This is a genomic window from Mycobacterium sp. VKM Ac-1816D, from assembly GCF_000416385.1.
In the GTDB taxonomy this organism is placed as follows: Bacteria; Actinomycetota; Actinomycetes; order Mycobacteriales; family Mycobacteriaceae; genus Mycobacterium; species Mycobacterium neoaurum_A.
In genome coordinates, this window is record NZ_AOHQ01000102.1 from 1 (window position 1) to 13,195 (window position 13,195).

The following is a 13,195-nucleotide window of genomic DNA, read 5'->3' on the forward strand; positions in this document are numbered from 1 at the left end:
CCCCCCGCCGATATGGCGGGCAGATCCGGACACCCGGCAGCCGGCGCGGCGTGCCGAACACAGGGCGACGGACCGGTCACGACCGTCCGGCCGGAAGATATGGCATGCTCGACCACCTTCGCCACGAGCACGCATTCCGGCCCGAAAACGGCCACCGCCCCCGTTGAGCTGGACATGGCATTCTCCGATCACACGCGCTCTGCCCGAGGCTCGACGTCGGCCAATACGGTTTCGATCACCGTGCACGCCTGCGCGATGCCGGAGCGGTAACCGGCCCCGACGTCCCCCGCCCCGTCCCCCGCGGCCGATAGTCGGTCGAGGATCCGCGACAGTGCCGAACGGACCATCGCGCGTTCCCGCCGCCGCGCCGCACCGACGCCGTCGAGGTGCAGGCCCGAGGCCGATCGCGCGATCTCGTCCAGCGCACAGATTCGGGCGTACCTGGTGGCCGAGGCGTGGCCGCGCCGATACTCCGGATCGTCGTGTTCGGGAACCGCCGCGGTGATCATCGCGATCACGGCAAGCAGTTCCTCACCCGCGTTTGTGCGCCGTTCATCGAGAAGCATTTTTCGTCATTTTCTTTCCACAAAAAGGTCGCCAAAACAATGGCATCGCCACCGAATTTCGAAATAGTCGGCGCATTTTAATGGCGGCCCGACTATCAAATCGCGCCACGTGATCGCGTCGTTCTGTTACCGGAGCGGGTGCGGCCCGCAACCAACCTGACCCGCCGAAAGACGGTTACCGCGAGGGCTTTTTGCGGCGGACCACCGTCTCGGTCGAGAGTTTCTCGCGCTTGGCCGCCCTTTTTTCCTTGAGCGTCAGGGTCGCTTTTCGGAGCTCTCGCCCCTGAGATTTACTAGCCATTTTTCCTCCTGTGCGCTAGCAATACCTACGAGGCCCGACCATACCCGAGAAAAAAATAAAAGCCAGTTACCGAAAATGGTGGTTGTATTCGTCAGCCGTGTCGGCGACGGTACTCCGCGGCAGCACCGGGGTGCAGTGGCACGGCACCGGTCTGGATCAGGGATTGCGCGTCGAGGAACTGGCTGCCGATCGCCTGGGCGGGAACGAGCGCGGCGGGTTGGTCGAGCAGCAGATCCACCATCGTCGCGACCACCGATTCGGCGACGTCGCCGCGCGCCAGTAACAGGTTCGCCACTCCGACGGTGGTCACCGCCGGATGACTCCCGTACACATCCGCAGGAACCGTCACCGCTTCATACGTCGTTCCGTGCCGCAGACGCAGGGTGTCGACCACAGTCGTCAGGTCCAACAAGCGGATGCCGCCGATGTCGGCGAACGCCGGTGTCGGGAGACCACCGGCCCACATGACCGCATCCACCGAACCGGCTTTCAGCGCGGACGCTGCCGCGTGCATCGACTGAACCACTCGCCGCACAGCGCTCGGGACCCCCAGCCCGACCGCGGCGAGCACCCGTTCGGACAATCTGGTCGCCCCCGATCCCGGCGCTCCGACGCTCACGACGCGGCCGGCGAGCTCCGCGGGAGACCCGATGGGAGACTCGCCGAGCACCGCTACCTGGAAGTAGTTCTCGTAGACCCGACCGACGGCGGTCAGGCCGTCCGCAGCGGTGTCATCCTGCGCGGTGTCGCTGAGACTCATCGCCAGATGGGCCTGCCCGGAGTGGAGCATCTGCAGGTTCTCTGCCGAGCCGCCGGTGACCAGCGGTTCGAGGTGCACGGAACCGGCCCGGTCGGCCGCCGCTGCGAGCAGGCCGCAGAACTCCCAGAAGAAGCCGCCGGGCTCACCGGCGGCCAGCCGTACCGGCGCAACCGCACCGGCGCCGCATGCGGTGCCGGTCAGAATGGCCGTCAGCGCCGCGAGGCCCCGCAGTGCGGACCTGCGATCCAACACCGGGGGCCTCGAGGACACCGCAGACGACATGATCAGCCAGCGTAGATCGTCACACGAATGCGCGACCCTGCTCGCGGTCCAGCGCAGTCTCGGACTTGTTCTTCAAGACGAAGATGTAGACCACCAGCGATACCGCGATCACCACCGTGACGTACCCGATGAACCATCCGACATGACCACCGCCCTTGGCGGCCTGATAGATCAGCGGCGCCGTGCCACCGAAGGCCGAGTTGGCAAGGGCATAACCCAATCCCACGCCGAGCGCCCGGATATGGGACGGGAAGAGTTCTGCCTTCACGATGGCGTTGATCGAGGTGTAACCGGTGAGGATGACATAGCCGACACAGACAAGGGTCAATGCCGTTGCCGCCGAGGTGGTCTGGGGCAGGTAGGTGATCAGCACGTAGGTGTAGATCAACGCGCTGGCGCCGAAGAACACCAGCAGCGGCTTGCGGCCCACCTTGTCGCTGATCAGCCCGCCGATCGGCTGGATGGCCATCAGGAACGTCAGGCCGATCAGATTGATCCAGGTGGCCGTCATGCCCTGGTCCTCGAAGGTGGACTTGACGATTGCCGGTGCGTTGACGCTGTAGGTGTAGAAGGCGATGGTGCCACCGATGGTCACCAGGAAGCACACCAGCAGCGCCCGCCAATGCCCGGTCAACAGCTCACGCATGGACCCGGACCCCTGGTCCTCACCGCGGCGGACCGCCTCGATTTGTTCCGGGGTCAGCGACTCGTCCATGCTGCGGCGCAGCCAGAAGACCACCACTGCGGCAATACCGCCGATGAAGAAGGCGATGCGCCAACCGAATTCCTCGATCTGCTCGCGATCCAGGAACACCTGCATGACCAGCAGCGTGAGTTGGGCGAGGACGTGGCCGCCGACCAACGTCACGTACTGGAACGATGAGAAGAACCCGCGCCGCTCCCTGGTCGCCGCCTCGGACATGTACGTCGCCGACGTGCCGTATTCACCACCGGTGGCGAAGCCCTGGACCAACCGGCACAGCACCAGGACCACCGCAGCCCAGACCCCGATGCTCTCCCGGCCCGGGGACAGCGCGATCACCAGCGAACACGCTGCCATCAGCGACACGCTGAACGTCAGCGCCGCCCGCCGGCCGCGTCGGTCGGCGAACCGGCCGAAGAACCACGATCCGACCGGGCGCATCACGAAGGTCACCGCGAAGATCGCGTACACGTAGAGGGTGGAATTCTTGTCCGCGGAGTCGAAGAACTGGTTCTCGAAGTACGAGGCGAACACGGTGTAGACGTAGACGTCGTACCACTCGACGAGGTTGCCCGACGATCCCCGCAAGGTGTTGAAGATCGCCCGGCGGGTGGCCGCCGGCGAGGATGCGGGGGGCGGAGATCCGGGCCCGTCGCCGGCGGGCTCTCGGGTGGCCGAACTGGTCATGTCTGTCCTCCTTGTCCGCGACGCCCCGCACGGATGCGCCCGCGCCGACATCGTTGTCGCTCCCCACTGTGAAGGCTGTCACAACGGTTCGGGAAGCCGCAGCACAAAGTCCTAACAGTCCCTTAGGACGAATCCGTGGCCATCGGTGCGGGGATCCGCATCGTCAGACACAGCCCGCCCGCCCGACCGGAATCGACCTCGAAAGTGCCACCGGCACGCTCGATGAGGGCGCGGGCGATCGCAAGGCCCAGACCGGAGCCCTTGCCGACGGTGTTGGCGGCCCGGAAGAAGCGGGTCGCCACCCGGGGCAGGTCTCTGGTGGGCACACCGCGGCCGTCATCCCGAATCAGCAGGACGACGTCGGCGTCGTGGCGCGCGACGGTGACCTGTGCGTGTGCGCCCGGTCCTGCATACTTGGCGATGTTGCTCAAGGCGATGTCCAAGATCTGGGTCAGATCCTGCTCCGGCAGCACTGCTGGGACGGCCGGCAGCGTCTCGACGGTGACGTCGATGCCGGCATCGGTCATCGCCGCTGCCCAGAACTCCACTCGCTCGGCGGCGATCGCACCGACATCGACGGTGTGGCCGGCCGCGTCGGTCTCGGCACGGCTTTCCGCGCTCGCCAGGGCGAGCAGATCGTTGACGATGCCGGTCAGGCGATCCACTTCCAGCGTCGCCTTGTGGTGGGCAGCCACCGATGATTCGGGCAGCGCCATGCCCAGCGTGTCCAGACGCATGCTCAATGCTGCCAGCGGATTTCGCAGCGCATGCGCGGAATCGGCGATCAGCCTGCGCTGTGCGGCGTCGGCAGCGTCGATATCGCGGGCCATCGCGTCGAAGGTGGCCGCCAGTCGGCGGACCTCATGCGGTCCCGCGTACCGACCGTGGATCGGCTCATCGACGGTGGGCGGATCGGTGGGGGCGCGGTCGCGCACGCGATGCCGCAGCGACACCGCCCGACCCGCCAGATCGGTCAGCGGTCGTACCGTCCACCGCGACAACGCAACCGCGATCGCGGAGGCCAGGACCAGCAAGCCCACCGCGGCTGCGGCGATGAGCGCCCACGCCCGACCGATCTCGGTGCGGGCGGCGGCCGTCGACGCGGCCAGCACCACCGCGCCATCGACCTGCGTGCCGGTCCCGACCGGTACGGCGATCAGCACCCGCGCGGGTGACCACGGCGTGACGGCGTCCGGGAGACGGCTGCGCTGATTGCGTAACGCATCGGCGGCGGCGTCGGCGAACTCTCCGTCGATACCGCTCACCCCCGCCGCCGCACGCGGCCTACCGTCGCGTCCGACGACGACCACCGGCTCGTCGTAGAGCTGGTGGTAGCGCTGAAGCACCTGCTGCAGTTCCGGATCGGGCGCGTCATCGGCACGGGCGGCCAGATCAGCGAAGTAGGAGGCCGCCGCGAGGCGGTTCTCCCCGAAGCGCTGCATCCGCTCGCGGCCCAGCGTGATCGCCAGCGGCACCGCGAGCCCGATGACCGCGATCGCCGAATAGACGACCAGCACGAGCAGGACGCGCCGCCACATCTCATGAACCCCAGCGGTAGCCGTACCCGCGGATGGTCGCGATCGCCTCGGGCCTGCCGAGCTTTGCGCGCAGCGAGGTCATGTGCACATCCAAACTGCGAGAGATGGCCACGTAGGCATCGCCCCAGATCGCATCCATCAGTTCCTGCCTGCTGACGGCTTCTCCCCGACGTGCGACAAGATGCGCCAGAACCTCGAATTCTTTTGGAGCAAGCGCGATTTCGATGCCAGAAACTTCGACGCGGCGGGCACCGAGGTCGACCACGATGTCACCGGACCGGATCACCTCGAGCTCAGGGGTCGCCGTGGTGGCGGTCCGCCGGCGCGCGGCAACCTCGATACGGGCTCGCAGCTCGCCCAGACGCGCCGGCTTGACCACGTAATCGTCGGCACCCGCCCGCAAGGCGCGCACCACGGAGCGTTCGTCGTCACGGGCGGTCAGCACCACCACCGGGATCTGGCTCACTCCGCGCAACCGGCGCAGGACGGTCATCCCGTCCTCGTCGGGCAGCCCGAGGTCCAGCAGCGCGAGATCGATATCGCGGTGCCCCAGCAGCAGATCGGCTCCGCGGCGCATCCGCACCGGTGCATGGCCGACCTGGGCGAGCGCGTCGACCAGCGCCTCACCGACGCCGTCGTCGTCCTCCACCACCGCGATACGCATCGCGTCAACGGTACGACAACGGCGGTCGCAGCCAGGCTGTGCGCGCTGGGCTGATCAGCCGAGCACCCTCGCCGTCGGGGTGAACACCACCGGCATCGACTCCAGCCCGCTGACGAAGTTGGCGGGCCGCAGCGGCAGCATGTTCTCGTCGGCCAACCGCAGGTCGGGCAACCGCGCCAGCACCTTCTCGATCATGATCTTCAGTTCCAGCCGCGCCAGCTGGTTGCCCATGCAGAAGTGTGTGCCGAAGCCGAACGCGACGTGGTTGTTCGGGCTGCGGTCGATCCGGAAGTTCTGCGGATCGCCGAACACCTGCTCGTCGAAGTTCGCGGACTCGAACATCAGCATGATCTTCTCGTCCTTGCGCAGCGCCGTGCCGTAGAACTCGGTGTCCGCGGTGAGGGTGCGGCACATGTTCTTCACCGGCGACGTCCAACGCAGCATCTCCTCGATGGCGCCCGGTAGCAAGCGCTCATCCGCCCTCAACTCGGCCCACTGGTCCTGATGACGCAGCAGCTGTTCGGTACCGCCGGACAGGGTGTGCCGGGTGGTCTCGTCGCCACCGATCAGGATCAGCAGCGTCTCCATGACGATCTCGGCGTCCTCCATCCGCTGGCCTTCGACCTCGGAGTTGACCAGCACGGAGAACAGGTCGTCGGTGGGATCGGCCCGCCGCTTGGCGATCACATCCATGGTGAAGGCGGTGTAGGCCGCGAAGGTATCCATCAACAACTGGACGGTCTGCTCGTCGACATGAGAGCTCAGACCGCAGACCAGATCATCGGACCACTTGAGCAGCAGGTCGCGCTCCTGGGGCAACACGCCGAGCATGTCGCCGATGACCGCCATCGGCAGCGGGGCGGCGATATCGCGGACGAAATCGCACTCGCCCTTCTCGCACACCGCATCGATGAGGGTGTCGCACAGGACACCGATCGACGGCAGTTTGTCCATCACCCGCTTGCGCGTGAACCCGGCGTTGACGAGCTTGCGGCGCAACAGATGTGCCGGATCGTCCATATCGATCATGTACGGCATGCCGGGCTGGTCGGGCCGGATCCCGCCGGCGTTGGAGAACAACCCTGGGTTCCGTTCGGCGTCGAGCACCGCGGCGTGGCTGGCCGCGGCGGCCTGGCCGTTGCGGTCCCGGAACACCGGCTCGTGCGCGCGCATCCAGCGGTAGGCGTCGCGGGCCTGCCCGTCGGCGTAGAACCGGCCGTCGGCAAGGTCCACGTCGGGACGTGCCTCGGTGACCGAACCGGTCAGAACCCCTGTCATGCGATCTCCTCGGCGTCGGCGAAGGTCATTTCCACGTTGCGGGCGGAGCCGGAGAACATGGCGCGTTTAGGAAAACCGAGCGCCGCCAGTTCGCGGCCGTACGGATGCGAGCCGAGGCGGACCGTCGCGCCACCGGGCCGGTACCGCACACCCGACATGATCATCTGTCCCGACGTCCGGCGGGTCACCCCGTCCAGATACGAATACGTCGGGTGCACCTGCGGTTTGCCGGTGAACATCGCCGGCACAGGCAACCCGGGCGCGAAGTCCATCCCCACGGCGAACTGCCCGTCGATCGATGCGTCGAAGCAGTAGTGATGACCGTCTCGAATGACGAAGTCCGCCAGCACCTTCGGATACCCCCATATCTGGCGGCCGGCGGCCATGGTGAACTCGCCGTCGACGGGCAGATGATGGATGAAGGCACCGGCCGCACCGAAGGCCTTGAGGCCCGTCGCGGTCGATCCGGGCGGGTTCACCATGACGTTGGTGCCGTACTCCAGGTACGGACCGAGATCACCGTCGACATAGCGCATCAGCATCAGCACCACCACGGCCTTGCCGGGCCGGTAGCGGCATACGGTCAGCCCGCTGTAGTCGATCATGGCTTGCGCGGCATCGGCGTTCACCGAGAACATCGCCATGTGCTGCTCGGCGGTACGGATCTGCACGGGCATGGTCACGGTCTGGCCCGCGATCGTGTACTGCGATGTGGCGTGGGTCACGCGCCCAATCTAGGACGCGCAGTAGACACCTGGCAAGGAAGTGTCTACTCGTGAGTCGCCTTCTTCTGGCGAGAACGAGTCAGACCAGGGCGGCGAGATCCTTGATCTGCTCCACCGACCGGGCGCCGACCACCATCATCGTCACACCCGAGGCCTCCCAGGCCTTGATCTGTTCCTTGACGTAGTCGAGGTTGCCCACGATCGCCGAGTCGTCGACGAGTTCGTCGGGGATGATCTTGGCCGCCTCGTCTTTGCGATCGCTGCGGAACAGTTTGGTGACGTCGTCGACCACCTCGGCGTAACCCATCCGGCGGTAGACGTCGGCGTGGAAGTTGGTGTCCTCGGCGCCCATCCCGCCCATGTAGAGCGCCAGGTGCGGTTTCATCAACTCCATGATCGCCGGACGGTCATCGGTGACGACGACCTGCGCGGTGGCGCAGATCTCGAAGGTCTCGCGGGTGCGCCGGGCACCTGGGCGGGCGAAGCCCTCGTCGAGCCATTCGTTGTACATGCCTGCGATACGCGGCGAGTAGAAGATGGGCAGCCAGCCGTCGGCGATCTCGGCAGCCAGCGCGACGTTCTTGGGACCCTCGGCACCCAGCATCACCGGGATGTCGGCGCGCAGCGGATGGGTGATGGGCTTGAGGTTCTTACCAAGTCCGGTGGTGCCCTCGCCGGTCAGCGGCAGCGGATAGTGCGGGCCGGCGCTGCGCACCGGCGCCTCGCGCGCCCACACCTGGCGCAGGATGTCGATGTACTCGCGGGTGCGGGCCAGCGGCTTTCCGAACTTGGCGCCGTACCAGCCCTCCACCACCTGCGGGCCGGACACACCGAGGCCGACGATATGCCTTCCGCCGGAGAGATGGTCCAGGGTGAGAGCCGCCATCGCCAGCGCGGTGGGCGTGCGCGCCGACAGCTGCAGCACCGAGGTGCCCAACCGCATCCGGGTGGTCTCGCGACCCCACCAGGCCAGCGGGGTGTAGGCGTCCGACCCCCACGCCTCGGCGGTGAACACGGTGTCGAAGCCGGCCTCCTCGGCCGCGGCGACCAATTCGGCGTGGTTGGTCGGCGGCTGCGCGCCCCAATAACCCAGTTGCAAACCCAGCTTCATCAAAGCGCCTCCAGACCCATGGTTGAATCCATTCTTAGAACCTGTTCTACTCGATGCTGTGACCACAGGCCAAAGCAGCCCGGTGCAGATCGACAAGCATGAGCGGCCCCTCTCGGCGCCGCTGAGGCTCTCATTCGACTACACCCGTTCAGTAGGACCGCTCCTGTCTCAATTCTTCACCGCGCTACGCCAGCGACGCATCGTCGGCGTACGCGGGTCCGACGGCAGGGTCCTTGTCCCACCCGCCGAGTATGACCCCGTCACCTACGCGGCACTGACCGAGGTCGTGCCGGTCGGCGCGGTGGGCACGGTGCAGTCCTGGACATGGCAGTCCACCCCGCTGGAGGGCCAGCCTCTGGACAAACCGTTCGCGTGGGCGCTGATCCTGCTCGACGGCGCCGACACCCCGTTGTTGCACGCGGTCAAGACCGGCGAGGGCGCGATCAAGACCGGCGACCGGGTGCATGCGCACTGGATCGACGAGCCCGTCGGCGCGATCACCGATATCGCCTACTTCGTCCCCGGTGAGGACTCCGAGCCGGAGGGGCAACCCGATGACCGTGAGCCCGTCACCGTGCAGGTGACGCCGAGCTTCATCGAGATTCAGCACACCGCCTCACTGCCGGAGACCACGTTCCTCAAGGCGCTGCAGGAGGGCAAGCTGCTCGGCGGCCGCACCAAGTCCGGTCGCGACGGCCAACCGGGCAAGGTGTACTTCCCGCCCAAGGAGGCCGACCCGGCCACCGGCCTGGCGCTCGACGAGTTCATCGAGCTCGTCGACAAGGGCACCGTCACCACCTTCGCGGTGATCAACATCCCGTTCCCCGGCCAGCGGATCAAGCCGCCCTACGTCGCGGCCTATGTGTTGCTCGACGGTGCCGATATCCCGTTCCTGCATCTGGTCACCGAGATCGACCCCGCCGACGTCCGGATGGGGATGCGCGTGGAGGCCGTGTGGAAGCCGCGCGAGGAGTGGGGCCTGGGTATCGACAACATCGACTACTTCAAACCCACCGGTGAACCCGACGCCGACTACGACTCCTACAAGCACCATCTGTAAAGGTGCCCGCCGATGAGCGCTTGCGCGAAGAGCAAAGGACCTGACATGACAGATATCGCAGTGGTGGGCTTCGCACACGCGCCCCACGTCCGCCGCACCGACGGCACCACCAACGGCGTCGAGATGCTGATGCCGTGCTTCGACAAGCTCTACACCGAGCTCGGCCTGAAGCAGACCGATATCGGCTTCTGGTGCTCGGGATCCTCGGATTACCTTGCCGGCCGTGCCTTCTCGTTCATCTCGGCGATCGACTCGATCGGCGCGATCCCGCCCATCAACGAATCGCATGTCGAGATGGATGCGGCGTGGGCACTGTACGAGGCCTATATCAAGCTGCTGACCGGGCAGGTCGAGACCGCCCTGGTGTACGGCTTCGGCAAGTCCTCGGCGGGCACCCTGCGCCGGGTGCTGGCGCTGCAGACCGATCCGTACACCGTGGCCCCGCTGTGGCCGGACTCGGTGTCGATGGCGGGTCTGCAGGCCCGCGCCGGACTGGATTCCGGCAAGTGGTCCGAAGAGCAGATGGCACAGGTGGCACTGGATTCCTACGCCGCGGGCGGCCGCACCGATCGCCACGAGGTCACCGGCAGCGTGGCCGACCTGCTGGCACAGCCGTACTTCGCCGATCCGCTGCGTCGCCACGACATCGCCCCGATCACCGACGGCGCGTCGGCAATCGTGCTGGCCGCCGGCGACCGAGCCCGCGAACTGCGCGAGAACCCGGCCTGGATCACCGGTATCGAGCACCGCATCGAAACCCCGATCCTGGGTGCCCGCGATCTGACCACCTCACCGTCCACGGCGGCCTCGGCGAACGCGGCCACCGGAGGTGACACCGGCTCGATCGACATCGCCGAGATCTACGCCCCGTTCACCCATCAGCAGCTGATCCTCACCGAGGCCATCGGACTCGGCTCGAACACCAAGGTCAATCCGTCCGGTGGCACCCTGGCGGCCAACCCGATGTTCTCGGCGGGTCTGGAACGCATCGGCTTTGCCGCCCAACACATCTTCTCTCGTTCGGCGCAGCGCGTCCTCGCGCACGCCACCAGCGGCCCTGCGCTGCAACAGAATCTCGTCGCCGTCCTGGAAGGGAAATAACAGTGGCAGGTCAGCTGGCCGCGGTGCTGGGCACCGGGCAGACGAAATACGTCGCCAAGCGCCACGATGTGTCGATGAACGGCCTGGTGCGCGAGGCCATTGACAGGGCGCTGGCCGATTCCGGCTCGACGTTCGACGATATCGACGCCGTGGTGGTCGGCAAGGCGCCCGACTTCTTCGAGGGCGTCATGATGCCCGAGCTGTTCATGGCCGACGCGACCGGCGCGACCAACAAACCGCTGATCCGGGTGCACACCGCCGGGTCGGTGGGCGGGTCGACCGCGATCGTGGCGGCCAGCCTGGTGCAGTCGGGCAAGTACAAGCGCGTGCTGACGATGGCCTGGGAGAAGCAGTCGGAATCGAATGCCATGTGGGCGTTGAGCATTCCGGTGCCCTTCACCAAGCCGGTCGGCGCCGGCGCCGGCGGGTACTTCGCCCCGCACATCCGCGCCTATATCCGCCGCTCCGGGGCGCCCAACCACATCGGGGCGATCGTGGCCGTCAAGGACCGTCTCAACGGCGCCAAGAACCCGTTGGCACATCTGCATCAGCCCGATATCACCGTCGAGAAGGTGATGCAGTCCCCGATGCTGTGGGACCCGATCCGCTATGACGAGACCTGCCCGTCCTCCGACGGTGCGGCCGCCCTGGTGATCGGCAACGAGGAGGCCGCCGAGGCGCACCTGGCCAACGGCAATCCGGTGGCGTGGATCCACGCCACCGCGCTGCGTACCGAGCCGCTGGCCTACGCCGGTCGCGATCAGGTCAATCCGCAGGCCAGTCGCGATGCCGCGGCCGCGCTGTGGCGCGATGCCGGCATCACCTCACCGATCGACGAGATCGATGCCGCCGAGGTGTACGTCCCGTTCTCCTGGTACGAACCGATGTGGCTGGAGAGCCTGGGCTTCGCGGCCGAGGGCGAGGGCTGGAAGCTCACCGAGGCCGGCGAGACCGCCATCGGCGGGCGGATCCCGTTCAACGCCTCCGGTGGTGTGCTGTCCTCGAACCCGATCGGCGCCTCCGGCATGATCCGGTTCGCCGAGTCGGCCATCCAGGTGATGGGCAAGGGCGGCGATCATCAGGTTCCGGGTGCCCGCAAGGCACTGGGTCACGCCTATGGCGGCGGCGCGCAGTACTTCTCGATGTGGGTCGTCGGGGCCGACAAGCCCACCCGGTGACCGCACCGGTGACGCTGGCGGGTCGACGGTCGCGGGAGGCGGCCGTCGCCCGCGACAAGGCGGCCTGGCTGGCGGTGTTCGCCGACGACGCGATCGTCGAGGATCCGATCGGACCGTCGCATTTCGACCCCGAGGGTAAGGGCCATCGCGGCAAGGAGGCCATCGCCGCCTTCTTCGACAAGGCGATCGCCCCGAGTCAGCTCGAATTCCGCTTCGAGAAGACCTATGTCTGCGGCCCCGAAGAGGCCAACGTCGGGCATATCGTGATCGTCGCCGGCGGCTACCGCGTGGTGGCAGAGGGCGTGTTCACCTACCGCGTGAACGCCGAGGGCAAGATTGCTGCGCTGCGCGCCTACTGGGAAGTGGACAAGGCGACCGCCAGCGCACAACGGGTGTGACGGCCGGGTGTGCGGGCTCCGATCGCGTAGGCTGGGCAGCGATTTCGTCCGCTAGGTGTCTCGAATTGATGTTGTCCCGATCACATGTAGTCGCTGCCGCACTGCTCGCCGTCGGCCTCTCCGCCTGCGCTCCCAGCCAGCCGGGTGCCCCGAGCAGCGCTGCGCCGACGCTGCCCGCATTCACCACCAGCGCCACTCCCACGACCACCGCGCCCGCGCAGGCCACCGACTACACCCGGCTACTGGTCACCGCCGCCGATCTCAGTGACGCCGAGGACACCTTCACCGAGCGGCACATCGAAGCCTCACCAGGCGGGCTGCCGGGGGCGAGTGCGTTTTTCGTCAACGCCGAGGACACCCGCGCCATCAGCTCGACGATCCTGGTCTACGACAACCCGGGCACCGCCGCGACCGCGCTCAAGGAAGCGCGGGGCACGCTGGGTAGCAGGGTGACGGGAAACCCGGTGCCCGGCGGGGTGGGTCCGGACAGCGTGATGGTCCGTGGCGCCGACCCGGACGAGGCCAAGGACATCACCGTGCTGATGTTCACCCAGGGTCGCGCGCTGGCGCGCCTGGAATTCCAGAGCGCGGGCGGCGACGCCACCACCGACGGCTACGTGACCACCGTCGGCAAGATGCAGCAGATCGCGCTGCGCTCCGGTCTGCAAGACGAGAACTGAGCCGGCGCCCGGTACCGCCGGGCGTGTTCGATAGCTCCAGCTATCTCCAGCCGAGCCGCATTCCGTCGGTTCATGGCTACAAAACGGCAGTTGGCGCAGTATGCGTTGCGCACTGCCCGGTCAAAACTGTAACGTGTTCTAGTTAGAGAGACCAGATACGGGA

At 67.0% G+C, this 13,195-nt stretch carries 13 protein-coding genes; 5 read left to right on the top strand and 8 right to left on the bottom strand.

Annotated elements, in window-relative coordinates; all coding sequences use genetic code 11:
• Positions 1–188: 188 nt before the first annotated feature.
• The 8 genes from G154_RS01570 to G154_RS01605 form a co-directional block, all read right to left on the bottom strand.
• Entirely contained in the window at positions 189–566 is a 378-nt protein-coding gene (locus G154_RS01570) for a hypothetical protein (RefSeq protein ID WP_019512661.1), read from the bottom strand.
• Positions 567–958: 392 nt separating this feature from the next.
• Positions 959–1,909 carry a TAXI family TRAP transporter solute-binding subunit gene (locus tag G154_RS01575; protein ID WP_031601702.1) on the bottom strand — a complete coding sequence of 317 codons (951 nt, stop codon included), beginning with the start codon at positions 1,907–1,909 and terminating at the stop codon, positions 959–961.
• A gap of 19 nt (positions 1,910–1,928) precedes the next feature.
• Entirely contained in the window at positions 1,929–3,299 is a 1,371-nt protein-coding gene (locus tag G154_RS01580; protein WP_019512659.1) for an MFS transporter, read from the bottom strand.
• A 122-nt stretch (positions 3,300–3,421) separates the two neighbouring features.
• Positions 3,422–4,837 carry a HAMP domain-containing sensor histidine kinase gene (locus G154_RS01585; RefSeq protein ID WP_019512658.1) on the bottom strand — a complete coding sequence of 472 codons (1,416 nt, stop codon included), beginning with the start codon at positions 4,835–4,837 and terminating at the stop codon, positions 3,422–3,424.
• A 1-nt stretch (position 4,838) separates the two neighbouring features.
• A complete protein-coding gene (locus G154_RS01590) occupies positions 4,839–5,501 on the bottom strand; it encodes a response regulator transcription factor (RefSeq protein ID WP_019512657.1) in 663 nt (220 codons plus the stop codon).
• 54 nt (positions 5,502–5,555) lie between these two features.
• Positions 5,556–6,779 carry a cytochrome P450 gene (locus G154_RS01595; RefSeq protein ID WP_019512656.1) on the bottom strand — a complete coding sequence of 408 codons (1,224 nt, stop codon included), beginning with the start codon at positions 6,777–6,779 and terminating at the stop codon, positions 5,556–5,558.
• A complete protein-coding gene (locus G154_RS01600) occupies positions 6,776–7,456 on the bottom strand; it encodes an acetoacetate decarboxylase family protein (RefSeq protein ID WP_045546406.1) in 681 nt (226 codons plus the stop codon). The genes G154_RS01595 and G154_RS01600 overlap by 4 nt, the downstream gene beginning before the upstream one ends.
• Before the next feature lie 127 nt (positions 7,457–7,583).
• On the bottom strand, positions 7,584–8,615 hold the full coding sequence (locus G154_RS01605) for an LLM class F420-dependent oxidoreductase (protein WP_019512654.1): 1,032 nt from the start codon (positions 8,613–8,615) through the stop codon (positions 7,584–7,586).
• A 58-nt stretch (positions 8,616–8,673) separates the two neighbouring features.
• Between G154_RS01605 and G154_RS01610 the strand changes: the two genes are divergently transcribed.
• The 5 genes from G154_RS01610 to G154_RS01630 all read left to right on the top strand — a co-directional run bounded on the left by G154_RS01610 (position 8,674) and on the right by G154_RS01630 (position 13,032).
• Positions 8,674–9,675, top strand: coding sequence for a Zn-ribbon domain-containing OB-fold protein (locus tag G154_RS01610; RefSeq protein WP_023986316.1), 1,002 nt, complete (start codon positions 8,674–8,676; stop codon positions 9,673–9,675).
• 45 nt (positions 9,676–9,720) lie between these two features.
• Complete coding sequence (locus tag G154_RS01615; protein ID WP_019512652.1) at positions 9,721–10,776, top strand: thiolase domain-containing protein; 1,056 nt, start codon at positions 9,721–9,723, stop codon at positions 10,774–10,776.
• A gap of 2 nt (positions 10,777–10,778) precedes the next feature.
• Positions 10,779–11,954 (top strand): thiolase domain-containing protein, encoded by a 1,176-nt coding sequence (locus tag G154_RS01620; RefSeq protein WP_019512651.1) that lies wholly within the window; start codon positions 10,779–10,781, stop codon positions 11,952–11,954.
• A complete protein-coding gene (locus G154_RS01625) occupies positions 11,951–12,352 on the top strand; it encodes a nuclear transport factor 2 family protein (RefSeq protein ID WP_019512650.1) in 402 nt (133 codons plus the stop codon). The genes G154_RS01620 and G154_RS01625 overlap by 4 nt, the downstream gene beginning before the upstream one ends.
• 68 nt (positions 12,353–12,420) lie before the next feature.
• Positions 12,421–13,032 carry a hypothetical protein gene (locus G154_RS01630; protein ID WP_019512649.1) on the top strand — a complete coding sequence of 204 codons (612 nt, stop codon included), beginning with the start codon at positions 12,421–12,423 and terminating at the stop codon, positions 13,030–13,032.
• Positions 13,033–13,195 lie beyond the last annotated feature (163 nt).